26 protein-coding genes are annotated in these 24,673 nt (G+C 70.1%); 19 read left to right on the top strand and 7 right to left on the bottom strand.

Going from position 1 to position 24,673, the window contains the following annotated elements:
* Positions 1–55: 55 nt before the first annotated feature.
* Positions 56–478, top strand: a complete 423-nt coding sequence (locus NX1_RS38730) for an EF-hand domain-containing protein (RefSeq protein ID WP_068062915.1) — start codon at positions 56–58, stop codon at positions 476–478.
* 41 nt (positions 479–519) lie between these two features.
* On the opposite strand, the gene NX1_RS22415 is transcribed toward NX1_RS38730, so the two are convergent.
* Entirely contained in the window at positions 520–1,971 is a 1,452-nt protein-coding gene (locus tag NX1_RS22415) for an FAD/NAD(P)-binding protein (RefSeq protein WP_068062912.1), read from the bottom strand.
* Positions 1,972–2,316: 345 nt separating this feature from the next.
* Between NX1_RS22415 and NX1_RS22410 the strand changes: the two genes are divergently transcribed.
* Both NX1_RS22410 and NX1_RS36470 read left to right on the top strand, forming a co-directional pair.
* The gene (locus NX1_RS22410; protein WP_157119951.1) at positions 2,317–3,426 is read left to right on the top strand and encodes a LuxR C-terminal-related transcriptional regulator; all 1,110 of its coding nucleotides are present in this window, start codon (positions 2,317–2,319) and stop codon (positions 3,424–3,426) included.
* Between the two features lie 139 nt (positions 3,427–3,565).
* A complete protein-coding gene (locus NX1_RS36470; protein ID WP_157119949.1) occupies positions 3,566–3,742 on the top strand; it encodes a hypothetical protein in 177 nt (58 codons plus the stop codon).
* 29 nt (positions 3,743–3,771) lie between these two features.
* Here the strand turns inward: NX1_RS36470 and NX1_RS22405 are convergent, their stop codons facing one another.
* Entirely contained in the window at positions 3,772–4,440 is a 669-nt protein-coding gene (locus tag NX1_RS22405) for a metal-dependent transcriptional regulator (protein WP_169812271.1), read from the bottom strand.
* Between the two features lie 248 nt (positions 4,441–4,688).
* On the opposite strand from NX1_RS22405, the gene NX1_RS35570 reads away from it, so the two are divergent.
* A complete protein-coding gene (locus NX1_RS35570) occupies positions 4,689–5,054 on the top strand; it encodes a helix-turn-helix domain-containing protein (protein ID WP_157119947.1) in 366 nt (121 codons plus the stop codon).
* A gap of 157 nt (positions 5,055–5,211) precedes the next feature.
* Entirely contained in the window at positions 5,212–6,204 is a 993-nt protein-coding gene (locus NX1_RS22395; RefSeq protein WP_068062907.1) for a bifunctional riboflavin kinase/FAD synthetase, read from the top strand.
* 95 nt (positions 6,205–6,299) lie between these two features.
* On the opposite strand, the gene NX1_RS22390 is transcribed toward NX1_RS22395, so the two are convergent.
* Entirely contained in the window at positions 6,300–6,569 is a 270-nt protein-coding gene (locus NX1_RS22390) for a nuclear transport factor 2 family protein (RefSeq protein WP_068062905.1), read from the bottom strand.
* Positions 6,570–6,730: 161 nt separating this feature from the next.
* Here NX1_RS22390 and rpsO point away from each other — a divergent pair, with 161 nt between their 5' ends.
* From rpsO to NX1_RS22370, 4 genes are all read left to right on the top strand, one after another.
* Complete coding sequence (gene rpsO, locus NX1_RS22385; protein WP_068062901.1) at positions 6,731–7,000, top strand: 30S ribosomal protein S15; 270 nt, start codon at positions 6,731–6,733, stop codon at positions 6,998–7,000.
* 534 nt (positions 7,001–7,534) lie between these two features.
* Entirely contained in the window at positions 7,535–9,805 is a 2,271-nt protein-coding gene (locus NX1_RS22380) for a polyribonucleotide nucleotidyltransferase (RefSeq protein ID WP_068062899.1), read from the top strand.
* 95 nt (positions 9,806–9,900) lie between these two features.
* The gene (locus NX1_RS22375; protein WP_068062895.1) at positions 9,901–11,196 is read left to right on the top strand and encodes a M16 family metallopeptidase; all 1,296 of its coding nucleotides are present in this window, start codon (positions 9,901–9,903) and stop codon (positions 11,194–11,196) included.
* Between the two features lie 192 nt (positions 11,197–11,388).
* Entirely contained in the window at positions 11,389–12,768 is a 1,380-nt protein-coding gene (locus tag NX1_RS22370; RefSeq protein ID WP_157119945.1) for a tetratricopeptide repeat protein, read from the top strand.
* Between the two features lie 134 nt (positions 12,769–12,902).
* Here NX1_RS22370 and NX1_RS22365 read toward each other — a convergent pair whose 3' ends face one another.
* Positions 12,903–13,244, bottom strand: coding sequence for an ArsR/SmtB family transcription factor (locus tag NX1_RS22365; RefSeq protein ID WP_068062893.1), 342 nt, complete (start codon positions 13,242–13,244; stop codon positions 12,903–12,905).
* A gap of 93 nt (positions 13,245–13,337) precedes the next feature.
* Here NX1_RS22365 and NX1_RS22360 point away from each other — a divergent pair, with 93 nt between their 5' ends.
* On the top strand, positions 13,338–14,567 hold the full coding sequence (locus NX1_RS22360; protein WP_084501665.1) for an MFS transporter: 1,230 nt from the start codon (positions 13,338–13,340) through the stop codon (positions 14,565–14,567).
* A 28-nt stretch (positions 14,568–14,595) separates the two neighbouring features.
* Here the strand turns inward: NX1_RS22360 and NX1_RS22355 are convergent, their stop codons facing one another.
* Complete coding sequence (locus NX1_RS22355) at positions 14,596–15,000, bottom strand: hypothetical protein (protein WP_068062889.1); 405 nt, start codon at positions 14,998–15,000, stop codon at positions 14,596–14,598.
* Positions 15,001–15,124: 124 nt separating this feature from the next.
* Between NX1_RS22355 and NX1_RS22350 the strand changes: the two genes are divergently transcribed.
* Positions 15,125–16,525, top strand: coding sequence for a pentapeptide repeat-containing protein (locus NX1_RS22350; RefSeq protein ID WP_245668628.1), 1,401 nt, complete (start codon positions 15,125–15,127; stop codon positions 16,523–16,525).
* Between the two features lie 236 nt (positions 16,526–16,761).
* On the opposite strand, the gene NX1_RS22345 is transcribed toward NX1_RS22350, so the two are convergent.
* A complete protein-coding gene (locus NX1_RS22345) occupies positions 16,762–17,157 on the bottom strand; it encodes a VOC family protein (RefSeq protein WP_068062967.1) in 396 nt (131 codons plus the stop codon).
* A 196-nt stretch (positions 17,158–17,353) separates the two neighbouring features.
* Between NX1_RS22345 and NX1_RS22340 the strand changes: the two genes are divergently transcribed.
* On the top strand, positions 17,354–18,460 hold the full coding sequence (locus tag NX1_RS22340) for an alcohol dehydrogenase catalytic domain-containing protein (protein WP_068062884.1): 1,107 nt from the start codon (positions 17,354–17,356) through the stop codon (positions 18,458–18,460).
* Positions 18,461–18,516: 56 nt separating this feature from the next.
* Here NX1_RS22340 and NX1_RS22335 read toward each other — a convergent pair whose 3' ends face one another.
* Positions 18,517–18,990 carry a MarR family winged helix-turn-helix transcriptional regulator gene (locus NX1_RS22335; protein WP_068062966.1) on the bottom strand — a complete coding sequence of 158 codons (474 nt, stop codon included), beginning with the start codon at positions 18,988–18,990 and terminating at the stop codon, positions 18,517–18,519.
* 60 nt (positions 18,991–19,050) lie between these two features.
* On the opposite strand from NX1_RS22335, the gene NX1_RS22330 reads away from it, so the two are divergent.
* The 7 genes from NX1_RS22330 (at position 19,051) to NX1_RS22300 (ending at position 24,671) form a co-directional block, all read left to right on the top strand.
* Positions 19,051–19,485: a winged helix DNA-binding protein gene (locus NX1_RS22330; RefSeq protein ID WP_068062965.1), complete on the top strand. Its 435-nt coding sequence runs from the start codon at positions 19,051–19,053 to the stop codon at positions 19,483–19,485.
* Positions 19,486–19,631: 146 nt separating this feature from the next.
* Positions 19,632–20,378: a 4-hydroxy-tetrahydrodipicolinate reductase gene (gene dapB, locus NX1_RS22325; RefSeq protein ID WP_068062881.1), complete on the top strand. Its 747-nt coding sequence runs from the start codon at positions 19,632–19,634 to the stop codon at positions 20,376–20,378.
* A gap of 70 nt (positions 20,379–20,448) precedes the next feature.
* Positions 20,449–20,946 (top strand): hypothetical protein, encoded by a 498-nt coding sequence (locus NX1_RS22320; RefSeq protein ID WP_068062880.1) that lies wholly within the window; start codon positions 20,449–20,451, stop codon positions 20,944–20,946.
* A gap of 6 nt (positions 20,947–20,952) precedes the next feature.
* Positions 20,953–21,405: a flavodoxin family protein gene (locus NX1_RS22315; protein ID WP_068062877.1), complete on the top strand. Its 453-nt coding sequence runs from the start codon at positions 20,953–20,955 to the stop codon at positions 21,403–21,405.
* A gap of 281 nt (positions 21,406–21,686) precedes the next feature.
* Positions 21,687–22,376, top strand: coding sequence for a DNA-binding response regulator (locus NX1_RS22310; protein WP_068062867.1), 690 nt, complete (start codon positions 21,687–21,689; stop codon positions 22,374–22,376).
* Positions 22,340–23,659, top strand: a complete 1,320-nt coding sequence (locus NX1_RS22305; protein ID WP_245668627.1) for a sensor histidine kinase — start codon at positions 22,340–22,342, stop codon at positions 23,657–23,659. Before NX1_RS22310 ends, NX1_RS22305 begins: the two co-directional genes overlap by 37 nt.
* On the top strand, positions 23,652–24,671 hold the full coding sequence (locus NX1_RS22300) for a DUF8320 family protein (protein ID WP_068062861.1): 1,020 nt from the start codon (positions 23,652–23,654) through the stop codon (positions 24,669–24,671). Before NX1_RS22305 ends, NX1_RS22300 begins: the two co-directional genes overlap by 8 nt.
* Positions 24,672–24,673 lie beyond the last annotated feature (2 nt).

The raw sequence follows: 24,673 nt of genomic DNA, 5'->3' as shown, positions 1-24,673 counted from the left end.
AGTGGTCGTGGGCTCGTCGTTCGAAAGCGTCGGCGGCCGTGGGAAGGCAGTGGGCATGAATGAACAAACGGTCGATACGTTCGAGCTGTGGGACAGCGACGGCGACGGGCTCGTCTCCGTGCAGGACATCACCGACGGCATCCGCGCGCTCGGGCTCGAAGTCGATTCCGACGCCGTCGAGCGACTGGTCGCCGCGGCCGACACCAACGGCGACTTCCTGGTCTCCAAGGCCGAATTCGACGCGGCCTTGGTGACCGGACGCCTCGAGGTGACCGACGCCGACGCCGCCTTCCGCGTCTTCGACACCAACGGCGACGGGCGCATCTCCGTCGAGGAACTCGAATCCCTCATCCGGCACGTCGGTGAGGGTCGCATCGACGTCCCCGCCGCCGACCTGCTCGCCGCCGCCGACCGCGACGCCGATGGCTACCTGTCACCGGTCGAATTCCGCGCTCTGCTGGACGAACTCGCGCGGTAGTCCGGGTCCGGCTCGGCCCAGGAACCCCCGAAAACCACTCGTCACCCGCCGAACAAGCTCCTGACCAGTCCGGCCGCCTCGACCGCCAGCCCCGGCGGGTTGGTCGCGATGAACATCGAGTCGGCCGCGAGATTGCCGAGCACATGCCAGGTGGGATCGGGTATGCCGCCGACCAACAGGCGGCGGGTGCCGGATTCCGCGCGCACGCCGCCCGCCGGATGCGATTCGGCGGCTCCCACGGCGAGCAAGGAGCCGATCAACGGCTGGGCTTGCGCCGGCGTCGTGTAGGCGGGCGGATTGACCGCGTCGAACACGTTGTCCGCGGACCAGTTTCCCGCGTCGTGCACGGTGAACCCGCCGCCGGAGCGCGCCTCGATCTTGGTGACGCCCGAACGCGACCGCAGCTGTCCGGAATCGAGCAGCCGCAGCACGATGCGCGCGTTGTGCGGGACCATCGGCGAGCTGAGGCCGTTGATGGTGCGGAAGTAGCCGGTGCGCAACATCTCTCGGTCGCGCTCCGCCAGCAGCGGCCAGGCGGTCGGGCCGACGGTGCGGATGACCATGGCCAGCAGGCGGCGTCCGTGATGCGATGCGTCGACCGCCCCGAGTTGACGGCGCAGGCGGGCCACCGGATCCTCGGAGCCGGTGATCTCGGCGGCGAAGGTGTCGAAATCCTGTCCCAGCTCGGCAAGTTCGGTGCGCATGAGCGAAACCAGGTGAGCGAAGGGTAGGTCGCCGTGCTCGGCGGCGGCGGCCCGCACCGCCGCGGGCGTCAGGTGCAGCGGGTCCAACCGAACCGGACGCTGCTGAACGAAGGGGAGCTGACCGGTGCGCGAGAGCAGCGTGATCGGCCCGGTGTGCCCGTGCGCCGCCAGGGTGACGGCGATGTCCACCGCGGTCAGGCCACTGCCGATGACGGCGACGTGGTGGTGTGCCGGGAGTCCGGCCGCGGTGTTGGCGAGGGGATAGGGTTCGTCGATGTAACCGGGTGCGCCGGTCAGCCCGTAGTGATCGCGCGGTCCGCCGCTGCCGACCGCCAGGACAGCCCGGTCCACCGGGGCGTGATCGCCTCCCGCAGTGTGTAATACGGCCCGACCGTCGCGGGAGAAGCCGGTGACGGCCGAACGCTCCACGCGGACAGGGCAACCCGCGTGACCCAGTCGTGCGATCGCGTCGCGCGCGGTGTCTTCGAGATACTCGCCGTAGACCGCGCGTGGAACGAGCGGCTGGCCGAGTCCTTCGTCGAGGTAGCCGGTGACGTCGCGATCCGCCAGCCAGCGCTGGTAGTGCCCGGGATCGCCCGCGCGGATCGACATGATGGGCGGCGGCGCGTTCACCCGCACCGTGTCGAGGTCGGGCTGGTACGGGCGGCCCCGCCAGAGCGCTGGCGCGCTGTCGAACACGGTCACGCCGCTCGGCTTGTCGTCGGAAAGGGCCAGCGCGTCGAGCAGGGCGACGGCGGCCGCGCCCGCTCCGATGATTCCGATGTGCATGGGGCTCCTTCGGTTTCGTGTGTGCGGCACCCAGCGTCGCGGGGTTCGGCGGCGCGGAACATCCCGCGATCGAGGGGTTCGCCGCCGTGGACCGCGATATAGGGCTTGCTCGTCTATGGGGACCGCAGCTCTGGGGACCGCAGCGCCTGGTTCAGGAGTCGGCAGCGGTGAGCCGCGTGGCATGCGTGGGATATCCGCGAGCGAGGGTTCCCGCCTGTGCGGTGCGATCGAAGGTTCGAGCCCGCGTCGCAGGTCTCCGCGGTGCTGGAATTTCGCCGCGCGCCCGGCGCTTACCCCTCATATGTGGGATGGCGAGCGCGCGACAGGCGGCCGAGGATGACACGCATGACCACGACGACCGCGCTCGACGCCCTGCTCGCAGGCATCGCCACGGCGCCCGACGCGCACGCGCTGTTCGCCGACGCATCGGCCCGCCTGCGGCGGATCGCGCCGTTCGACGCCGCCGTATGGGTGGCCACCGATCCGGTCAACGGGCTCACCACGGCCCCGGTGCGGGTCGAGAATCTGCACGAGGGCGGCTGTGGAATCTACTGGGAATCAGAGCTTTTCGCCGAGCACGTGAATCTGTTCCGCGATCTCGCGGTGGCGAAGGTCCCGGTGGCCGGGCTGCGGGCGGTGACGGGAGACCGGCCGACGTTGAGCCCGTTGTACCGCAGCTTCATGCGCCCGCGCGGGTTCGACGACGAGTTGCGCGCGGTATTCCGGGTGGACGGGCAGCCGTGGGGTCAGCTGAGCCTGTTCCGTGAGCGGGGCAGGCCGCCGTTCCGCGCCGAGGACATCGCCCTGGTCCAAGCCCTCTGCGCGCCGATGGCGCAGCGGTTGCGCGCCTTCGCGCTGCCCGGCCGGACGCCGCCGTCCGCGCTCGCCGCCGCACCCGGCCTGCTGCTGTTCGGCGCCGGCGGCGAACTGCTGTCCCTCAACGACGAGGCCCGCGAGCTGCTGGCCGAGATGCCGCGCGGCCCCGCCACACAGACGCCGCTCGGTATCGATCTCCCGCTGCCGGTCTGGATCCTCAGCACGGCGGGGCGCGCCCGGCTCACCGGAGCGGCCTCGCGGATCCGGGTGCGCACCACCGCGGGTCGCTGGCTGGTGTGCCACGCGACCTGCCTACGTGACGCCGAAGGGCGCACGGGCACAACGGCTCTGGTGATCGAACCGGCCAAGCCCGCCGAGGTGGCCGAGCTGATCGTCGCCGCCTACGAACTCACCCCGAGGGAACTCGAGGTGACCGAACACGTCGCCCGCGGCCTGCCCACCGCCGACATCGCCGCGCGGCTGTTCCTCTCCCCGCACACGGTGCGCGACCACCTGAAGTCGATCTTCGACAAGGTCGGCGTCACCAGCCGCGGGGAACTGGTCGCCAAGCTCTTCACCGAACATCGCGAACCCCTCACGGCCGCAGCCACGGTCCGTGTTCTGGATGCGGCGAGCTAGACAGCCGCAAGTCGGACGGACCGGTCACGGCGGCGGGCTCGACCTCGCTGGTCGGTTCGCCGCTGGTGCCTGGCGGCGTGGGACGTGCCTCTCAGCGACGCCGTCGCCCGCTCCCACACCGCGACCGTCGGCATCAGCCGTGCACGGCACCGCCGTCATCGAGACCGTGACGCTGGGCGGCGTGGCGGTCCCCGACGTCCCGGTCAGCGTGCACCAGATGCGGCCCTGCGATACGGCCGAGCGCGATATTCTCTCGAACGCTATTTCCACCCCTGCTGACGTGTCCTCACAGAGTTTCCCGCGCCAGCCCCTGTGAGGCGTCGAATTGCCTTGCGAGGCAGCGGATCAGGTGGTGAGCCAGATGGCCTCGGCGGCCGGGCGGCCGAGGTCGGTGGTGGCGCTGCCGTCGCCGATGCGGATGGCGATGGTGCCCGCGAAGTCGCGGCGTTCGACCACGGCGATGGCGGTGTCCAGCGCGATGCCGACGGAGTCGAAGTAGCGCAGCATGTCCGGATCGGAATCGGAGATGCGGGCGACCCGGCCCGACTGGCCCGCCTGGAAATCGCTGAGCTGGCGCGCGGGTGGTGTCGGGACCGCGCCGTCCACCGACGGGATGGGGTCGCCGTGCGGGTCGCGGTCCGGATAGCCGAGTTTGGCGTCGATGCGGGCCATCAGCAGTTCGGAGACGGCGTGCTCGAGCACCTCGGCCTCGTCGTGCACCTCGTCCCAGCCGTAGCCGAGCTCGTTGACCAGGAACGTCTCGATCAGCCGGTGCCTGCGCACCATGGCGACCGCGGCGCGGCGGCCGTGCTCGGTGAGCGTGATCGAGCCGTACCTGGCGTGCTCGACCAAGCCCTGATCGGCGAGTTTGCGCACGGCTTCGGAGACGGTGGAGGCCGAGACGCCGATGCGCTCGGCCAGCAGCTTGGTCGACACCTTCTCCTGCGACCACTCCTGTGCGGTCCAGATGACCTTCAGGTAGTCCTGGGCGACCGACGTCAGCTCCGGCGCCAGGGTCGCGGTGCTGCCGCTCGGCTCGCCCGGCGCGGCGCTGTCGCTCAGCTCGCGGCGGGTAGCGATATCTCGTTTACCAGGCACATACCCGAGCTTATGCACATCGGTCCCGATTCACACAGTCGGACACCGGGATGCGGCGAACTCGTTCACCGCTCGTGTTCTCGCCGGTCGCGGCCATGTCGCCCGCGTGCAACGTACCGGAAGAATCCGCAGGTCGACGTGCGCCGGATCGAGCGCGTCATCCGGTGCGGCACGACCGCGAAAGCCGATGGCCGGGTCAGGACCGGGTCGCCCGGCTGCTCCAAGGCGATGGCATCGAAGTAGCGGGCCGAGCCGGTGACGGGACCGACCTGCTGCGCGGCGGCGCGGAGCACCTCGGCTACCCGCGCGAGGACCGGCTCTCCGGCATCGACGACTTCGTCGCCGCGCTGCGCCGGGGCGCCCGCGGCGGATCGGCGATCGATCCCGAACTCGTCATCCGCCTCGTCAGCAGGCCGCACCGTGGCCACCGCCCGCTCGACGAACTCTCGCCGCGCGAACGAGAAGTCCTGCGGCCCATGACCGAAGGATGCTCGAACCCGATGACCACCGCCGCGTCCCCGCGGCGCTGACGTACCTGCGCGCCGAGTCCTGACCCGCGCGACATCGCACGCCGGACCGGGCAGTATCGAAGGAATCGGGCATGTCCGCGTGACGGGGCGGCAAGCGTTCTGTGACATCTGGTACGCCCGAATACTGTTCGCACCCCGACTTGCGTAGGCTGCGAACGTGCAGAGATGGCGATCCCTCGACGAGGTGCCCGCGGACTGGGGACGGTGCGTGCTCACGATCGGCGTGTTCGACGGAGTGCACCGCGGCCACGCGCAGTTGATCAGCCGGGCCGTGAAGTCCGCGGCCGCGCGCGGCGTCCCCGCGGTGTTGATGACCTTCGACCCGCACCCCATGGAGGTGGTGCGGCCCGGCTCGCACCCGGCGCAGCTGACCACACTGACGCGGCGGGCGGAACTGGTCGAGGAACTGGGCGTCGACGTGTTCTGCGTGATGCCGTTCACCCAGGAATTCATGAAGCTCACCCCCGCGCGCTACGTGCACGATCTGCTGGTCGAGCGGCTGCACGTGACCGAGGTCGTGGTCGGCGACAACTTCACCTTCGGCAAGAAGGCCGCTGGCACCGTCGAGACCATGCGTGAACTCGGCGAGCGCTTCGGCTTCGAGGTCGACGGCGTGACGCTGCTCGGCGAGCACGCGGTGACCTTCTCCTCCACCTACATCAGGGCCTGTGTCGACGCGGGCGATATGGCCGCGGCCGCCGAGGCGCTCGGCCGCCCGCACCGCGTCGAGGGCGTGGTCGTGCACGGCGACGGACGCGGACGCGCACTGGGCTTCCCCACCGCCAACGTGGCGCCGCCCATGCACGCGGCGATCCCGGCAGACGGCGTATACGCGGGTTGGTTCACGGTGCTCGGTCCCGGTCCGACGATCGGCACCGTCACCCCCGGCGAGCGGGCGATGGCCGCCATCTCGGTCGGCACCAACCCGACGTTCTCCGGTCGCGCCCGCACCGTCGAGGCGTACGTCATCGACGGCGAGGCCGACCTCTACGGTCAGCACGTCGCGGTGGACTTCGTCGAGCACCTGCGCGGCATGCGCAAGTTCGACACCATGCACGACCTCATCGAGGCGATGGGCCGCGACGTCGAGAACTCGCGCAAGGTCCTCGCCGCCGCCGACGCGGAAGCCTCTTCGGGCACCGAGTCCTGAGTTCGGCCGGACACCGTGCTGCGAGTTCGGTCGGGCATCGTGCCGCGAACTCGGCCGGACATTGTGCCTCGTACTCCCGACGCTGCGCGACGCGCTCAGTTCGGATCGGTGTCCTCAGGACCGTCGGGCGCGACGTCCTCGTCCTCGCTCGGCACCGTCCAGCGGTAGATCTGACCGTCGCGCAGCTCGTAGGAGACGGGCGGCGCGCTGGTCGGATTCGCGGCGAGGTGGGCGAGCACCTTGGTGCGACCGCGAATCGTCTCCGCGCCGTCGGTCCACCGCAGATACGGGTGCAGCAGCGGGCGCAGGGCCGCGTAGTCCCGGTGGGCCAGGGTGTTCAGCACATCGCGTACGGCGGGATCCATGGCTCGATTGCAGCACGCCGATCCGGCGGCCGCACCGCGATTGGGTTCGCGCGATGCGCTCCGGTAAGGTGGATCCCCGGGTTTGCTGCGGTCCGCGGTGGCGCCCGACCGGGAAACCGGAATCCTCGAACGCGGAACTGAGAAACAGGAGTGGATGCCCCGTGGCGCTGACCACCGAGCAGAAGTCGGCGATTCTCGCCGAGTACGGCCTGCACGAGAAGGACACCGGTTCGCCGGAGGCGCAGATCGCGCTGCTGTCCAAGCGGATCGCCGACATCACCGAGCACCTGAAGAAGCACAAGCACGACCACCACACCCGCCACGGTCTGATGGCGCTGATCGGTCGTCGCAAGCGCCTCTCGAAGTACCTGCAGGACAAGGACATCGAGCGTTACCGCTCGCTGATCGAGCGCCTGGGCCTGCGCAGGTGATCTCCCGCCGCGCCGACGGCGTGGCGTGATTCCCGGCTTCCGTGCCCCGCGATCGAACGATCGCGGGGCACGGACCGCGATGTCGCGGGACCTCATCTCCCAGAGTCGCTGTCCGCGACTGCGGGGATGGGCCCGGTGATCGACGGTCTCGCACGAGGCGGCGGGTCCACGCGAACGGACCTTCGACACGCTGCCCGCCAGAGGCGGTCGTCATCTCGCCAATGGGGAGACGTACAATCTCCCCGTTGGCTATTTGTGTATGAGGGGTGGATCCCATCCCGTCGTACGACAACATGGACAGCCGTATGCACCCGCCGCGTGGCGTCGGTCTTCGGTAGTGGCCTCCCGGCGCAGCGGCCGGCGGGCTTCGATCGATGACCGCCTCCGCGTCGCCGTGTCCAAGGGGATTTCGGCCGGGTGTGCGCGTCGCAGCCAGGAGGGTTGCCGCGCGTCCGTATCCGGGTACGGCTGACGACAGCCGGATCGCGCCCACTGTGCGCTCGAGCCGGCGAGACGAGAGGTTGAGAGAAGAGAATGTCCGAAACAACTGAACGCAAGTCTTCGGCCGTAGAGGTCGAGCCGGGTGTGTTCGAGTCCGTCGCACTGATCGACAACGGCTCCTTCGGCACCCGCACCGTACGTTTCGAAACCGGTCGGCTGGCTCGCCAGGCCGCCGGTTCGGTCGTCGCCTACCTGGACGACGAGACCATGCTGCTGTCGGCGACCACCGCGAGCAAGGCGCCGAAGGATCAGTTCGACTTCTTCCCGCTGACGGTCGACGTCGAAGAGCGTATGTACGCCGCGGGCCGCATCCCCGGCTCGTTCTTCCGCCGCGAGGGCCGTCCGTCCACCGACGCCATCCTGACCTGCCGCCTGATCGACCGTCCGCTGCGTCCGTCCTTCGTCGACGGCCTGCGCAACGAGATCCAGGTCGTGGTCACGGTGCTGAGCCTGGACCCGAAGGACCTCTACGACGTGGTGGCGATCAACGCCGCATCCGCGTCCACCCAGATCGCGGGCCTGCCGTTCTCCGGCCCGGTCGGCGGCGTGCGCGTCGCCCTGATCGAGGGCCAGTGGGTCGCCTTCCCGACCGTGGAGCAGCTCGAGGGCGCCGTGTTCGACATGGTGGTCGCCGGTCGCGTCGTCGAGTCCGGTGACGTCGCGATCATGATGGTCGAGGCCGAGGCCACCGACAAGGTCATCGAGCTGATCGACGGCGGCGCGCAGGCGCCGACCGAGGCCGTGGTCGCCGAGGGCCTGGAGGCCGCCAAGCCGTTCATCGCCCGCCTGTGCCGCGCGCAGGCCGACCTCGCCGAGCTGGCCGCCAAGCCGACCGGCGAGTTCCCGCTGTTCCCGCCCTACGAGGCGGACGTGTTCGAGGCCGTGGAGGGCACCGCCAAGCGCGAGCTGAACGAAGCGCTGAGCATCGCCGACAAGCAGGAGCGCGAGGCGAAGATCGACGAGATCAAGCTCGACGTGCTCTCGCGTCTCGGCGACGACTTCGCGGGCCGCGAGAAGGAGCTTGGCGCCGCCTTCCGCTCGGTCACCAAGAAGCTGGTGCGGCAGCGCATCCTGACCGACGGCTTCCGCATCGACGGCCGCGGCCTCGCCGACATCCGCGCGCTGTCCGCCGAGGTCGCCGTGGTGCCGCGGGCGCACGGTTCGGCGCTGTTCGAGCGTGGCGAGACCCAGATCCTCGGCGTCACCACGCTGGACATGGTGAAGATGGCGCAGCAGGTCGACTCGCTCGGCCCCGAGACCTCCAAGCGCTACATGCACCACTACAACTTCCCGCCGTTCTCCACCGGCGAGACCGGTCGCGTCGGTTCGCCGAAGCGCCGCGAGATCGGCCACGGCGCGCTGGCCGAGCGGGCGCTGATCCCGGTGCTGCCCAGCCAGGAGGAGTTCCCCTACGCCATCCGTCAGGTCTCGGAGGCGTTGGGCTCCAACGGTTCCACCTCGATGGGCTCCGTGTGCGCCTCCACCCTGGCGCTGCTGAACGCCGGTGTGCCGCTGAAGGCTCCGGTCGCGGGCATCGCGATGGGTCTGGTCTCCGACACCGTCAAGAACGACAAGGGCGAGGACGAGGTCCGCTACGTCGCGCTGACCGACATCCTCGGCGCCGAGGATGCCTTCGGCGACATGGACTTCAAGGTCGCGGGCACCCGCGAGTTCGTCACCGCGCTGCAGCTGGACACCAAGCTGGACGGCATCCCCTCGCAGGTGCTGGCCGGTGCGCTGAGCCAGGCGCACGACGCCCGCACCACCATCCTGGACGTGATGGCCGAGGCCATCACCACCCCGGACGAGATGAGCCCGTACGCGCCGCGCGTCACCGCGATCAAGATCCCGGTCGACAAGATCGGCGAGGTGATCGGCCCCAAGGGCAAGGTCATCAACCAGATCACCGAGGACACCGGCGCCAACATCTCCATCGAGGACGACGGCACCGTGTTCGTCGGCGCGACCGACGGCCCCTCGGCGCAGGCCGCGATCGACGCGATCAACGCCATCGCCAACCCGCAGCTGCCGAAGGTCGGCGAGCGCTTCCTCGGCACGGTCGTCAAGACCACTGCCTTCGGCGCTTTCGTCTCGTTGCTGCCGGGTCGCGACGGTCTGGTGCACATCTCCAAGCTGGGCAACGGCAAGCGCGTCGCCAAGGTCGAGGACGTGGTGAACGTCGGCGACAAGCTGCGCGTCGAGATCGCCGACATCGACAACCGCGGCAAGATCTCGCTGATCCCGGTCGACGAGGGCGCCGAGGAAACCGGCGACTCGGATGCCGCCGACGCCGGAACCGAGTAGTACTTGTCCTTGTGACGAAGAAGAAGACGGTAACCCCCCTGCTCCCGACCGGGCAGGGGGGTTCGTCACTACAGCGGCGGGTGGACGAGGCACGGATGGCGGATACCGGGGTGCGGCGCACCGTGCTACCCGGGGGGCTGCGGGTGGTCACCGAGCACGTGCCCGGCGTTCGATCGGCCTCGATCGGCGTCTGGGTAGGCGTCGGCTCGCGCGACGAAGGGCGCACGGTGGCGGGCGCCGCGCACTTCCTGGAACACCTGCTGTTCAAGGCGACTCCCTCCCGGAGCGCGCTGGACATCGCGCAGGCCATGGACGCCGTCGGCGGTGAGCTGAACGCTTTCACCGCCAAGGAGCAGACCTGCTACTACGCGCACGTCCTCGACGAGGATCTGCCGCTGGCGGTGGAACTCGTCTCCGACGTCGTGCTCAACGGCCTGTGCCGCGCGGTGGACGTGGACGTCGAGCGTCAGGTGGTGCTAGAGGAGATCGCGATGCGCGACGACGATCCGGAGGATCTGGTCGGCGACGCGTTCCTCACGGCGCTCTTCGGCGATCATCCGATCGGACGACCGGTGATCGGTTCCGTGGAGTCCATCGAGGCCATGCAGGCCGGTCAGCTGCGGAGTTTTCACGTGCGCAGGTACCGGCCGGACCGGATGGTCGTCGCGGTCGCCGGCAACGTGGAGCACGACCACACGGTGGAATTGGTGCACCGCGCGTTCGAAAGCCGCCTCGATCCGCAGGCCGAACCGGCGCCGCGCCGGGAGGGCCGGTTCCGTCCGCACGGCGTCCCGGAATTGCAGTGGAACTACCGCGACAGCGAACAGGCCCACCTCGCCTTCGGTGTCCGCGCGTTCGGCCGACACGAAGGCGATCGCCGGTGGCCGCTGTCGGTGCTCAACACCGTCGTCGGCGGCGGGCTCAGTTCCCGTCTGTTCCAACGTATCCGGGAGGAGCGCGGGCTGGCGTACTCGGTGTACTCCAGCGTGGACACCTTCGCCGACACCGGCGCGTTCTCGGTGTACATCGGCTGCCAGCCCGAAAACCTGGGCAAGGTGGCCTCTTTGGCGCGCGGCGTGCTGGATGAGGTCGCCGAGCACGGCATCACCGACGCCGAATGCGCGCGCGCGAAGGGCTCGCTGCGCGGCGGACTGGTACTGGGACTGGAGGATTCGGCCTCCCGGATGAACCGGATCGGTCGCAGCGAACTCAGCTACGGCAACCACCGCAGCGTCTCGGAGACACTGGCACGGATCGACGCCGTCACCACCGACGAGGTCACCGCCATCGCCCGCACCCTGCTGGCCCGGCCCTTCGCCGCCTCGGTCGCCGGACCGTACCGCCGCTCCCGCGACCTACCCGCCGCGGTGCGCCGCCTCGTCGGCAACTGAGTCGGGTCGGGCAGCGGGGCGGAACGAGGTTCGTCTCCGGCGATAATGCCGATTTCGGCGCCTGCCCTCGGAATGTGTTGGGGCGTGGGCCAGTTGGTTGCCGCGATTTCCGCGACGCGGCGACCGGCGGCGTGCGTCCACCGGAATCGAACGGGTAACGTGCGGTCGACGAATGCTGTGGAGGGGGAGTCGATGCGCACGGTGTGGGAGTCGGTGACGCGGGCGCGCGCCGCGCGGGATCTGGATCGGCTGCCGGAGGCGCGGCGCATTCTCGGTGAAGCGCTGGCGACCGCGCCGGAGGATCCGTTGCTGCTCGCCGAAGTGGCCGATATCGAGTTCGTGCTGGACGATCATGTCGCGGCGCTGAGCCACGCGCGGGCGGCGATCGCCGCTGATCCGAAGCGGGTCGACGCCTACCTGACGGCCGCTTTGGTCCAGCACATCGAAGGCGAGCAAGATGAGGCGTTGCAGTACGCACGTGCCGCGGTCGAGATCGCACCACACGACGTCAGCGCGCTACTGACCCTCGCCCAGGTCATCGTAGGCGGGCCGAAGACGGACGAGTCGCGCGCCGAGGCTCGCATGGCCTTGGCGAGCGCGTGCGCGTGCGCGCCGCAGGACGCGGACGTCCTCGCCCATGCCGCCGAAAGCTATCGAAAGCTGGCCGATTCCGACGAGGCGTGGCGCCACGTGCAGCGTGGGCTCGCGGAGGATCCGCTGCACGTCGAGTTGCTGGAATTGCGCGCCCGGCTGGAGTTCGAGGATTTCTCCACCCGCGACAAGGCGGTCGCGACGCTGCGCGGGCTACTCGGTGCCAGCCCCAACCACGCGCCCGCGCGGCGGCTGCTCGCCGAGATCATGTGGCGGGCACTACTGCGGCTGGCCGTCTGGGTGTGGTTCTTCGCGGTCGCTGTGGTCGCGCTCTCGATGTGGGCCGGTCCCGGTGTGCTGCGGGTCGCGACGCCGGTGCTTTTCTGCGTCGTGCTCGGTGCGTGGATTCGAGTGTTCCGCTCGCTGCGCGGACAGCTGCCGCCGCGCTATCTGCGCAAGCGGCTGCTGCGTCGTCCCGAAGCGCTGCTGGGGTTGTGCGGGCTGGTCTTCGCGAGCCTGATCGCGGACCTCGGCGCGGTGGTCTTGCGCACCGCGCTGGTCGGCGCCGGCTACGCGCTGCTGATCGCCGGGATGTTCGGCGCGAGCCTGGCGCACCTGATGCTGTTCGCGGCGTGGCTGCGCCGCTTCGGCGATGAGACCGACCGCGACGCCGGTGAGGAATACGCGCTGCTGAGCGTCATCGCGGTGCTGTGCTTCGGAATGGTGGCGCTCGGCGTGCTCGGCGCGCTGCGGTCCTGGTCGCGGGCGCCGGAGGCCTTTCCGGTGCTCGCCGCGCTGCTCGGCATCGTGGTGGTGACGTTGCTGCTGGAGCTGGTGCTCGTCTTCGCGGTGGGGCCGAGGTACTGGCGGCGGCCAGTGGTCTACTGCACCACCCTGCTGGTGCTGCTCGTGCTCGCCGTTCTAGGCACGAAGTGGAGCTTCGCGTGGATGGCGGTCGAGACGTTCACCGGGCCGGATTGACCGGACCGTCCGGCGCGGTAGGTCCGCGGGAAGCCTTGGCCGTCGCGCCGTTACTGCTCGGCGGGGTGACTGAGCCGTCAGCGGTGCCGGTCGGCCGCCGCGCCGGTACTGGTTCGGCGGGACGATCGGGCCCGTCAGCGACGCGACTCGGCCGTCGCGTCGGCGTGCGCCCGGTTGGCGGCGTCGACGACCACGTCGAGGAGTCCGGGAAGCGCGGCTTCGAGGTCGTCGGTGCGTAGCCGCTGACACGTCTGTCCATCGATGACGAGGCGTTCGATGACGCCCGCCTCGCGCAGGATCTTGAAGTGGTGGGTGGCGGTGGACTTGTTGATCGCGTCGTAGAGCGCGCCACAGCGCACGGCCGCTCCCGCGTTGCGCAGGCGGCGCACCATCTCCAGGCGCACCGGATCATGCAGGGCGCCCAGCACGGCGGGCAGCGGTGCGATGGGTGGAGCGGCTTCGCTGGCGTCGGTCATGATCTACCTCACTCGGGGGTTTGATGATCATCGAACCGATTGTAAGGTCGATGGAGTTCGATCAATATCAAACTTACCTGATCGGGGTTATCGATGGCAGCGACAATGGCAGTGGCCGCCGACGAACAGACCACGCAACGCTGGGCCTACGCGCTGGTGCTGGTCGCCAGCGGCGTCGCGCTCGGCGTGTCGGGCGTGCCCGCGCCGTTGTACGGCATCTATGAAACGCAGTGGCACCTTTCGCCGCTCACCACCACCATCGTTTTCGCGGTATACGCCGTCGCCGCACTCGGCGCGGTTCTGGTGTCCGGTCGCATCTCGGATGTCGTCGGTCGAAAGCCGGTGCTGCTCGGCGCATTCGCCACCATGATCGCGGGGTTGGTGGTTTTCGTGCTGGCCGACTCCGTCCCGATGCTGTTGCTGGCCAGGGCGTTGCACGGCATGGCCGTCGGCTCCACCGTGGTGGCGGGCGCCGCCGCGCTGCTCGACCTGCGGCCGCACCGCGGCGCGCGCTCCGGACAACTCAGCGGCGTCGCCTTCAATGTCGGTATGGCCGTGGCGATTCTGGGCTCGGCGCTGCTCGCGCAGTACGCGCCGCACCCCCTGCGCACGCCCTACGTCGTCATCACGGTGGTCTGCTTGGCGATCGCCGCGGGCGTGCTCGCGCTGCGCGAACCGCACAGCGCCCGGCAGGCGGGACGGATTCGCATCGCCAAACCAGCTGTGCCGCAGGAGATCCGGGCGGACTTCTGGTTCTCGGCGGTCGGCGTGATGGCCGCCTGGTCGGTGCTCGGCGTGCTGCTCTCGCTGTACCCGTCGCTGGCCGCACAGCAGACCGGCATCCACAACCTCGTCTTCGGCGGCGCTGTCGTCGCCTCGACCGCCCTGTCCGGCGCCACCGCCCAGCTGTTCGCGACCGGCATCCCGGCGCGCAGGGCCGCCGTCCTCGGCGACACCGGCATGGCGCTGGCCCTGCTGCTCACGGTGCCCGCCCTCGCCACCCACAACTGGGTCGCGGTGCTCGGCGCCGGCGTCGCGCTCGGCGCCACCTTCGGCCTCGGCTTCGGCGGATCGCTGCGCCACCTGTCGAATGTCGTTCCGCACCACAAGCGAGGCGAGACGATGTCGGCGTACTACCTGCTCGCGTACTCGGCGATGGCGCTGCCGACGATCCTCGCGGGCTGGGCTGCTACGACCTGGGGATTGGACACGGTGTTCCCGTGGTTCGTCGGGGTCGTCGCGGTGGCTTGCCTGGTGGCGGCCGGCTTGGGAATCCGGGGCAGCCGGACGGAGACGGTTGAGGCAGTGGGAGTTTCGGACTAGCGCCGCCGCGGCGGACGAGGGTATCGAATCACTCGTCCACAGCGGTCTCGTGCACGGACAACCAGCGATACCCGGAACCGGAATCCTCCACCGCGCACAAGACGGCCGACACCCAGCGCGAAGACGGGCCGTCATCGGACAGATGGCGTTCCAGGAAACGCACCACCACGAGGTCGCCCTCGCGGGCCAGCTCCGTGATCTCGGCCACCTCGATCCGCAAGCCCGGCTCGGTGTTTCGCGCTTCCCGCAACCCGGTCAGCAGCTCGTCGCGGCCGAGCACCGCACCGCACATGGCCACCATCGAGAACCGCTCGTGTTGCGCTTCGGCGAACCGCTCGAAGACCTCGGGCGGTGCGGCCGATCCCAGCCATGCGGCGAGGTCGGCGTGCAGCGATTCGACCACACTCACGATGTCTTTCTCGTCTCCGGTCATTCACCAATCATGCCCCGCGCGGTTCGCGCGTTTCGCGACGAACCGCGAACGCCGCGAGGCGTGGGAAGCGCGGACGGAGTCGGCCCGGTAGTGGGGGCGCGGTGATCGGGTTACCATGCAGCTCATGCGATGGTGGGGGAGGTTGGGACGCCGCATGCACCGCGCGGCGTTGTTGCTGGCGGTCTTCGGTGCGGTGATCGGTGGGCTCGCCGTCGCGGGGCTGGCCTGGTGGTTGTTGTGGTGGGGGCTCGGCGCGAAGGCGGAGACGCCGAATCAGGTGGAGCTCACCAAGATCGCGTTGTCCGTGTCGGCGGGCGTCGGCGGTGCGGTGGCGCTGGTCGTGGCATACCGGCGGCAGCGCGACTTGGAGCGTGGCCGGTTCGCGGAGCTGTTCGGTGCGGCGGCGCGGCAGCTGGGCGACGAGGATCCGGCCGTACGGCTGGCCGGTGTCTACGCGATGGCCGGTGTGGCGGACGAGTTCTCGGCTCCCGTGCGGCGTCAGCAGTGCATCGACGTGCTGTGCGGATACCTGCGACTGCCCTACGAACCCGATGACGGAGGCAACCATCTGATCTCGCGCGCCGAGACCGCGCAGGAATCGGGCCGCGAGGTCGAGCGGGTGTATCGGATACGTCACAACGATCGCGAGGTGCGCGCCACCATCGTGCGCGTGATCGCCGAACATCTGCGTCCGTACGGCGAAGCCTCTTGGTCGCGTTGTGATTTCGATTTCACCGGCGCCGTGCTGGAAAACGCGGACTTCGAGGCGACCGAATTCCGCGGGCGCTGGACCACTTTCGCCAGAGCCAGGTTCGTCGGCGACCGTTCGATCGACTTCAACCGTGCCCGGTTCACCGGCAGCCACGTGACTTTCCGCGACGCCACCTTCGCCGCGCCGATCGTGACCTTCGCTAACGCCGAATTCCGCACCGCGCGAACAACCTTCGACGGCACAACCTTCGACAGTCCGTGGACCAGCTTCGAGAGAGCGACCTTCACGGGCGCCAACACGGGATTCATCGGCGCGCGATTCCTCGGTGCGCGAACCACTTGGCGGGCGGCGGAATTCCAGGCCGAGCGGACCTCCTTCGAGCGAGCAACCCTGGGCGGCGAACCGGTCAGCTTCGAGCGGGCCGTCTTCTCCGGTCACCGCGTCGCGTTCACCGCGGCGCAGCTCTACGCCACGGCCGTCACGTTCGAGGAAGCCGAACTCGGCGCCGCCCAGCGCCTTCGCCGCCGCCTCACCCGCGAAATCGACTTCTCCGGAGCCGAATTCCACGGCGCGGTGAGCTTCGCCCGCAGCACCATAGCCGGGCGCACCGCCGACTTCCGCGAGGGCGATTTCTTCGGCGAGATCTCCTTCGTCGCCACCCGATTCACCGCGGCGGAAACGTATTTCGACCGCCCGAAGGCCTGGGTCGGCGTGTGTTTCGACTGGGACGACGACCCCACCCGCAAACCCGCTTCGGTCCAGCCGAGCCCGTGGCCGCCTGTCCCGGAAGCCGCGCCCGCGCCGAGTACCTAGCTCGGCGGGACGCTCGAACGGATGCTGCGCGCCTTCCGCGGGCGACGTCTTGCTCGGCCGGCGCCGGCGTCGACCGGTTGGGCTGTGGCCGCACCGGCGCCGCGCCTCTGCCGAAGGTTGCCCGTCGCGTCGAGCACGCAACGCGGCGGGCGGCACCCGAAACGGATGCCGCCCGCTTGTCGCGTCACTCGTACGCCTTCACCCGGCCCTGCACCGGCTTCCGGCGGGCAGTGGGGTTACTCCCGCCAACCCCCGTACGGAACGGTGATCAACTCCATGAAGTGGCCGTTCGGGTCCAGGAAGTACACGCCGCGCCCGCCGTCGTTGTGGTTGATCTCGCCGGGCGCCTGCTGGCGCGGGTCGGCCCAGTGCTCCAGCCCGTAGCGCTGGATTTTGGCGTAGGCCGCGTCGAACTCGGCCTCGGAGACGAGAAAGGCGTAGTGCTGGGGTTGGATCTCCGAGATGCCGGCGGGTACGACGGCGAAGTCGAAATTGACGCCATTGCTCATCCGAAGCTCGATGAACGGACCCCATTCCTGGCCCACTCGGAGGCCGAGGATGTCGGCCCAGAATTCCGCGGAAACTCGGTTGTCGCGGCAGCCGACGATGGTGTGATTGAACTGAATGGACAGGATATTCTCCTCGAATCGTGACGGTCCCGACCCTGGGCTCGGTACAAGGCGGCCTACAGGAGCACCGTCACGCCGACCGACGATAGTGGCCGAACCGTGGTAACGCCAACCCCCGGTTTCTCGGGGAGGGCGTCGGGTCGCCCGAGTTTCAGCGGTGTCGGCTCCGCTCGGCGCGGCGCCCGGTAGCGTCGCAACCATGAAGATTCGTGGGGCGGTCCTGGAGCGGATCGCGGCGCCGGTACCGTTCGCCGAGTCGGCGCCGATCACCGTCTGTGAACTGGACCTCGGCGAACCAGGGCCTGGCGAACTGCTGGTGCGGATCGAGGCCGCGGGCCTGTGCCACTCCGACCTCTCGGTCGTGGACGGCAACCGGGTGCGGCCGGTGCCGATGCTGCTCGGACACGAGGCCGCGGGCCGCGTCGTCGCGGTCGGCGCGGGCGACAGCGATATCGCCGTCGGGCAGCGCGTGGTGATGACGTTCCTGCCCCGCTGTGGCGAGTGCGCGGGTTGCGCGAGCGAGGGTCGCACGCCGTGCGTGCCCGGCAGCGCGGCCAATAACGCGGGAGAACTGCTCAACGGTGGGCGACGGTTGCATCGCGACGACGCGGAGGTGCACCACCACCTGGGCGTCTCGGCGTTCGCGACGCACGCGGTGGTGGATCGGCGTTCGGTCGTCCCGGTCGACGACGACGTGCCTCCGGAGGTCGCCGCGGTGCTGGGTTGCGCGGTGCTCACCGGCGGTGGCGCGCTACTGAATTCGGCGCGGCCGGGGCCCGCCGACCGGATCATGGTGGTCGGCCTCGGCGGCGTCGGCATGGCGGCGGTGCTGGTGGCCGTCTCGCTGGGCGCGCCGGAGGTGATCGCCGTCGACACAGTTCCCGAAAAGCTCGCGCTGGCGAAGGATCTCGGCGCGACGGCGACCTACACCCCGGCCGAGCTGGCCGAACAGGGTGTGCAGGCGGAAGTGGTCGTCGAGGCGGCAGGCAACGTGCGCGCCTTCGAGACCGCCGTCGCGGCGACCGCGGCGGGCGGCACCACGGTCACGGTCGGCCTGCCCGCCCCCGACGCTCGCGCGAGCATTTCGCCGCTGGGCCTGGTGGCGCAGGGACGCTCCATCGTGGGCAGCTACCTGGGTTCGGCGGTGCCCTCGCGCGACATTCCCGAGTATGTGCGGATGTGGCGTGCGGGCCGGCTCCCGGTGGAGCGGCTGGTATCGGCGCACATCGGACTCGACGACATCAACCGCGCCATGGACGAGCTCGCGGCCGGGCACGCGCTGCGTCAGGTGATCGTTTTCGACTGATCCGGCGATCGTGGGGTAGCGCTGCCGCGCCGCGCGGTCGTATCGCGAGCGCAGCGCTACGGCGTTGATCGAGGTGCTCGAGACTCCGGCTGCGGAGCGTCGGCCGCGTCCATCGCGTCCACGAAACGACCGAGAAGCCGGGCGAATTCGGCGCGCTCTCGCTCCGTCCAGCCCGCCATCGCCGCCGCGGTCGCCGCCGCGCGCCTGCGGTGGGCCGCGGCTAGGACCCGGCGGCCGAGCTCGGTCGGACGAAGCACCGCCTTGCGTCCGTCGCGCTGGTCGGCGACTCGTTCCAGCCATCCCTCCGAGACGGCTTGGGCGACAAGGCGGCTCGCGCGCGGCTGGTCGACGCCCAATGCCGGGGCCAGCGCTCCCACGGTGGCGTCATCGATGCTCGACACCGCATCGAGGGCCCGGAAAACCGCTGCGGGAACCTGACTCTCGCCCGCCAGTGTGCCGCGGGTCTGCCTGCGCCGGATGCGGACCATGGCCGCCGCGACCGCCTCGGTGTACGCACTCTGCTCTTCCATCGCGCCCATTTCCATGTCAAACTACATATAAATGTCATACTACATGCACTTGGAGGGATGATGGCCGAGCGCAGAATCGGATACCTGCTCCAGGAACTCGACCGGCTGATCGAGGCGCGATTCGACGACGATCTCGCCGCGGGCGGGCTGAGCCGACGGCACTGGCAGCTGCTGCACACGCTCTCGGAGGGGCCGCGCTCGGCGGACGAGCTGCGCGACGCCTTGGCGCCGTTCTGGAAGACCGAGGGGGAGTGGGAGATCGAGATTCGCGACCTGTCGTCGGCCGGCCTGGTCGACGGTGACGCGGGCGCTATCGCACTGACCGCCGCGGGCCGGACCGTCCACGACGAGACCTTCGTCCGCATCGCGGAACGCCGCCGCACGATGGCGTCGGGCGTCGAGCCCGACCAGTTCGCGACCACGATGCGGGTCTTGGCGCAGATGATCGAAAATCTCGCTGGCGCGGGTCGAGCTGGGGAGCTGGGCTCGAATTGACCACGGTGGTCGTCTGTCCGTGGACATAGCGCTATCGAGCTATGCGCATCGATCGATGCATCGCAAGACGGGGAGACGCCCGGGGAAGTCCGGTCCGCGCACCGCTCGATAGGCTTGCCCCAACACCAGCGGAACGAGGAGGTGCGGTGACCATTCGGGTCGGAGTGCTCGGAGCAGGCGGGAAGGTCGGACAGGCGATCTGCGCGGCGGTGCAAGCGGCGGACGACCTGGAGTTGGTCGCGCAGGTCGACAAGGGCGACGCGCTGGAGACGTTCACCGAGAACGGGGCCGAGGTCGTGGTCGACTTCACCCACCCCGACGTGGTGATGGGCAATCTGAAGTTCTTGGTGGAGCGCGGTATTCACGCCGTCGTCGGCACCACGGGCTTCGATGAGGCGCGGTTGAACGAGGTGCGCGGCTGGCTGGCCGACCGGCCCGAGACGGGCGTGCTGATCGCCCCCAACTTCGCCATCGGCGCGGTGCTGTCCATGCGCTTCGCCGAGCAGGCCGCGCGGTTCTTCGAATCCGTCGAGGTCATCGAACTGCACCACCCGAACAAGGCCGACGCGCCCTCGGGCACCGCGTACCGCACGGCCGGCCTGATCGCCGAGGCCAGGGCGCGCGCCGGCGTCGGCCGCAGCCCCGACGCGACCACCACCGAACTGGAGGGCGCGCGCGGCGCCGACGTCGACGACGTGCGGGTGCACTCGGTGCGGCTCGCCGGGCTCGTCGCGCACCAGGAGGTGCTGTTCGGTACCCAGGGCGAGACCCTGACCATCCGGCACGACTCGATCGACCGCTCCTCGTTCGCGCCGGGCGTGCTGCTCGGCGTCCGGGGGATCGCGGGCCGACCGGGACTGACCGTCGGACTCGATCCGTTCTTGGATCTATGAGCCGGCGCATCGTCCGAAGGAGCGTCGAGCCGCGCGCCGCACACCCGACGGCCGCGTCGAAGGCGCGTCCGTGAACGCCGAGGCCGGCGCGGGCCGCGGTGAGATCGCGCGCGTCGTGGGGCTGATCGCCGCACTGGTGCTCGCGCTCGGTTTCTATTTCCTGCTGCTCGGCCGAATCTCGTTCGCCCTGATCGACTCCGGCAAACCCGCTGGCATCGCGATGGGTATCGGCGTGCTGCTGCTGCCGATCATCGGCGTGTGGGTGGTGGCCGCGACGGTGCGCGCGGCGCTGGCCCACCAGCACCTGGCCCGCCGCATCCACGAGGAGGGCCTGGAACTGGACACCTCGACGCTGGCGCGGCGACCGTCCGGCCGCATCGAACGCGCCGCGGCCGACGAGCTGTTCGAACAGGTGAAGCGGGAATGGGAGGCCGACCCGGACAACTGGCGGGTCTCCTACCGCCTGGCCCGCGCCTACGACTACGCGGGTGACCGCACCCGGGCGCGCGAAACCATGCGGCGCGCGGTGGCGCTGGAGAAGCTGGAACGCGAGCAGCGCGAAGGGTAGCGAACAGTGGCCCGACTGTTGATCATCCATCACACCCCGTCGCCGCACATGCAAGCGATGTTCGAGGCGGTGGTGTCCGGCGCGACCGACCCGGAGATCGAGGGCGTCGAGGTGGTGCGCCGAGCGGCGCTCGGCGTCACCGCGAGCGACGTGCTCGCCGCCGACGGATACCTGCTCGGCAGCCCGGCCAACCTCGGCTACATGTCGGGCGCGCTCAAGCACGCGTTCGACACGTTCTATTACCCGTGCCTGGATTCCACCAAGGGCCGCCCCTACGGCCTCTACCTGCACGGCAACGAGGGAACCGAGGGCGCCGAGCGCGGGGTCGACCGGATCACCACCGGCCTGGGCTGGGTGAAGGTGGTCGCGCCCGCGATCGTATCCGGTCCGCCGTCGAAGGACGACCTGGAGAAGTGCTGGGAGCTGGGCGCGACCGTCGCCGCGGGACTGGCTGACTGACGCCCGGTGAAGGCGGTGTCAGGGGCGCCGAACCCGGCATCGACCGCGTGATCACAGGTCTCGGCTGGGTGAATGTGGTCGCGGCGGTTATCGTTTCGGCACGCCCGTCGAGCGGACCTGGAACGATCCCGGGAGCTGGGCGCCACGGTCGCCGCACGGCCGAGTCGTGGATCGGCCCCGATTTTTGGTGTCTGACCGCCTCGTCCTCGCGACCGTCATACTGCGACGTGACGTTGAAGCGGGGGGATTGTGGACGAGCTGCTCGGGATGGGAGTGTCGAGGTGACGTGGGCCGACGGCGGCGGTGCGAGGACAGCGCGACGGATCGGGCTCGTCGAGGACCACGAATCGGTCGCGATCGGGCTCGCCGCGATGCTCGCGCCGGAACCGGACCTCGATCTGGTGTACACGGCGGGAACGGTGCCGGAACTGCTCGCGGCGGCCGGGCCCTCGCCCGGGCTGGATCTGGTGGTGCTCGATCTGCGGCTGGCCGACGGCTCCGCGCCCGAGGACAACGTGCGCGCGCTGCGTGAACGCGGCATCGAGGTGCTGGTGTTCACCGGAGCCGACAACGCGTTCCTGGTGCGTTCCGCGGCCCGCGCGGGCGTGCTCGGCGTGGTCCGCAAATCCGAGGACGTCCCGACCGTGGTGGCGGCCGTGCGCCGCGCCGCCTCGGGTGAGCAGGTGGTCACCACCGACTGGGCCGCCGCCATCGATGGCGACCCGCAACTGTCCGACGTTGGCCTCAGTCCCCGCCAGGAGGAAGTGCTCACCCTGTACGCCTCGGGCGAGAAAGCCTCCCGCGTGGCGCGTTTGACCGGCCTCTCCGAGCAGACCGTCAACGACTATCTCGGCCGCATCCGCCAGAAGTACGCCGACGCGGGCCGTCCCGCCCCGACCAAGACCGACCTCTACAAACGCGCCGTGGAGGACGGATGGCTACCGGTTCCCGAGCGGCATCCGCGCGGATGATCCCGGCCGGCACGCTGGACACCGCGTCGGCCGCACTCGATCCCGGACCCGGCTCGACGTCGGCGAGCCGGTGGCGTCGCTTGCTGGGAGCGGTGGGCAACAACGCCGACGAGCCTGCCTCGGACCGGATCCTGCGCAGGCTCGGGTCGACCTTCGCCATCGCCGGGATGATCGCCGCGGTGGTCGAGCTCCCGGAGATCGCCGATCAGAGCCGGTTCGCGCCGCTCGGCTGGACGGTACTGGCGTTCGCGCTGGCCTTCGGGTGGTCGCCGGTGCTGGCCATCGTGTCGGTCGGCATGAGCAGACGGGTCATCCAGGCCGTCGCGGGCACCGCGGCGATCAGCTACCTCGTCGCGATGGCGCTGATCCCGTTCGCCTACCGCCAGCCCGCGACCGATGCCACCTCGGTGTGGCTGTATCGCGTGTTCGCGCTGGGCGTGCTCGCCGCGGCGCTGGCGTGGCGGCGGCCGATCGCGGTGTGTTACTTGGTCTTCGGCGGTGCGGTGGCGGCCGTCGCCAATATGAATGTGGTGCCGCACGGCACGACCTGGTCGCTGCTCAGCGATTTCGCGCGTTCCGTCGGGCTGTGCGCGCTGTTCCTGTGGTGCGCCGTCTACGCGAGAGCGGCCGCCGCCCGCGTCGACCGGGAATCGGCGATCGCGAGCAGCCGTGCCGCCGCCGCGGCGGGCGCGGCCGCCCGCGACCGGGAGCGCGCGCGTTTCGCGGCGCTGATCCACGACGCGGTGCTGTCCACCTTGCTCGACGCCGCACGCACCGGCACCGATTCCCCGGTGCTGCGCAAACAGGCCGAACGAACGCTCGCCCAGCTCGACGAATTACGCGGCGGGGGAACCGAACCCGACCGGCTCAACGCCCAAGCGGCCGTCGGATTCCTGCGCGCGGCGGTGTACGAGGTCAACCAGGGCATCGTGTTCGGCGCGCGCCGCTGGTCCGGGGTGGACGACCTGCGGCTGCCGGTGGACGCGGCGGGGACCATCGCCGCGGCGCTGGCCGAGGCGGTGCGCAACAGCCTGCGGCACGCGACCGTGCCGGGGCGCGCGGTGCAGCGGGCGGTCACCGTCACCGTCAGCGCGGGCGGGATCCGGGTGGTCTTCCGCGACGACGGCGCGGGCTTCGACCCGGCCAAGGTGCCGGTGGACCGGCTCGGCATCTCGGTCAGCATCCTGGGCCGTATGCGCAGGCTGTCTGGCGGCGCGGCGTTCGTCGAATCGCAGCCCGGCGAGGGCACGTCGGTGACGCTGGTGTGGGGCAGCGATGGTTGACGCCGATTCCGACCTAGGGGTCCGCGATCTGCTCGGCCTGCGCGACGCGTCGGCCTGGCTGTTCCTGATCATCCTCGAGGTGACCATCGTCCTGTACATGGTCCGCAATTTCTCCGACGCGTCGCCGTTCGCGGCCATCACCGGGATCGTCCTGCTCGCGGTGGCCGGAATCCTTGTGCTCGTCGTCCCGGTGGATCCATTGCCATGGCCGGCAACGGTTTTCGTGGCCGCCTCCGGGCCCGTGGCGACCGCGCTGAACACTTTGCACATCGAAGAGGGCTGGTCGAAGCCGGTGTGGTCGGCGTTCGCCTCCTCGTACGTGCTCGCGGTGCTGGTGCTGCGCGGCAGGCTCGGAGCCGCTTGGCTCGGCGTCGCGGGCGTGGCCGCGGTGGTCGCGACCGTCACCGCGACGGCGGAGCTGCGCGGGGGAGTGCTCGCCGGGACCGTGGTGCCGATCGCGACGGTGGCCAGTGTCTCGGTGTGCGCCGCGATCATGCGGCCCACCCAGCGTTCGCTGCGCCTGCTGCGCGAGGAAGCGACCATGCGCGCGGCGGCGGAAGCCACGATGGCCGCGGAGAACGGCGAACGCGATCGACAGCTGGCCCGGCTGGACAAGGTGGCGCGGCCGATCCTGGAGCGCATCGCCGACGGTGCCGAGCTCACCGCGGCCGAGCGCGAACAGTGCCGACTGCTGGAAGCCGAACTGCGCGACGGTCTTCGCGCGCCCCAGCTGGTCACCGACGAGCTCAGCAGCGCCGCACGCGGCGCGCGCTCCCGCGGTGTCGAGGTGGTGCTGCTGGACGACGGTGGTTTCGCCGGTGTGCCGCGCTGGGTGCGTCAGCGGGTGATCGATGCGGCGATCAGGGAATTGGACGCGGCGAACGCGGGTTCGGTCACGGTCCGCGTGCTTCCGATGGGCCGCCGCGTCCTCGCCACGGTGCTGGCCAGCGCCCCCGCCAGCGCCCGCCGCACCGAGATCGACGCGGCGGGCGAGGTCGTCGTCACCGTTTGATT

The organism is Nocardia xishanensis NBRC 101358, assembly GCF_001613365.1.
GTDB lineage: Bacteria > Actinomycetota > Actinomycetes > Mycobacteriales > Mycobacteriaceae > Nocardia > Nocardia xishanensis.
The sequence above is the reverse complement of the archived record's forward strand: the minus strand, read 5'-3'. Positions and strand labels throughout refer to the sequence as shown.

Excerpts from the sequence above, each read along its gene's own strand:
- NX1_RS38730 (WP_068062915.1), top strand. The coding sequence starts at position 56 with ATGAATGAACAAACGGTCGATACGTTCGAGCTGTGGGACAGCGACGGC.
- NX1_RS22415 (WP_068062912.1), bottom strand. The coding sequence starts at position 1,971 with ATGCACATCGGAATCATCGGAGCGGGCGCGGCCGCCGTCGCCCTGCTC.
- NX1_RS22410 (WP_157119951.1), top strand. The coding sequence starts at position 2,317 with ATGACCACGACGACCGCGCTCGACGCCCTGCTCGCAGGCATCGCCACG.
- NX1_RS22390 (WP_068062905.1), bottom strand. The coding sequence starts at position 6,569 with ATGGATCCCGCCGTACGCGATGTGCTGAACACCCTGGCCCACCGGGAC.
- NX1_RS22380 (WP_068062899.1), top strand. The coding sequence starts at position 7,535 with ATGTCCGAAACAACTGAACGCAAGTCTTCGGCCGTAGAGGTCGAGCCG.
- NX1_RS22375 (WP_068062895.1), top strand. The coding sequence starts at position 9,901 with ATGGCGGATACCGGGGTGCGGCGCACCGTGCTACCCGGGGGGCTGCGG.
- NX1_RS22370 (WP_157119945.1), top strand. The coding sequence starts at position 11,389 with ATGCGCACGGTGTGGGAGTCGGTGACGCGGGCGCGCGCCGCGCGGGAT.
- NX1_RS22365 (WP_068062893.1), bottom strand. The coding sequence starts at position 13,244 with ATGACCGACGCCAGCGAAGCCGCTCCACCCATCGCACCGCTGCCCGCC.
- NX1_RS22360 (WP_084501665.1), top strand. The coding sequence starts at position 13,338 with ATGGCAGCGACAATGGCAGTGGCCGCCGACGAACAGACCACGCAACGC.
- NX1_RS22355 (WP_068062889.1), bottom strand. The coding sequence starts at position 15,000 with ATGACCGGAGACGAGAAAGACATCGTGAGTGTGGTCGAATCGCTGCAC.
- NX1_RS22350 (WP_245668628.1), top strand. The coding sequence starts at position 15,125 with ATGCGATGGTGGGGGAGGTTGGGACGCCGCATGCACCGCGCGGCGTTG.
- NX1_RS22340 (WP_068062884.1), top strand. The coding sequence starts at position 17,354 with ATGAAGATTCGTGGGGCGGTCCTGGAGCGGATCGCGGCGCCGGTACCG.
- NX1_RS22335 (WP_068062966.1), bottom strand. The coding sequence starts at position 18,990 with ATGGAAGAGCAGAGTGCGTACACCGAGGCGGTCGCGGCGGCCATGGTC.
- NX1_RS22330 (WP_068062965.1), top strand. The coding sequence starts at position 19,051 with ATGGCCGAGCGCAGAATCGGATACCTGCTCCAGGAACTCGACCGGCTG.
- NX1_RS22305 (WP_245668627.1), top strand. The coding sequence starts at position 22,340 with ATGGCTACCGGTTCCCGAGCGGCATCCGCGCGGATGATCCCGGCCGGC.
- NX1_RS22300 (WP_068062861.1), top strand. The coding sequence starts at position 23,652 with ATGGTTGACGCCGATTCCGACCTAGGGGTCCGCGATCTGCTCGGCCTG.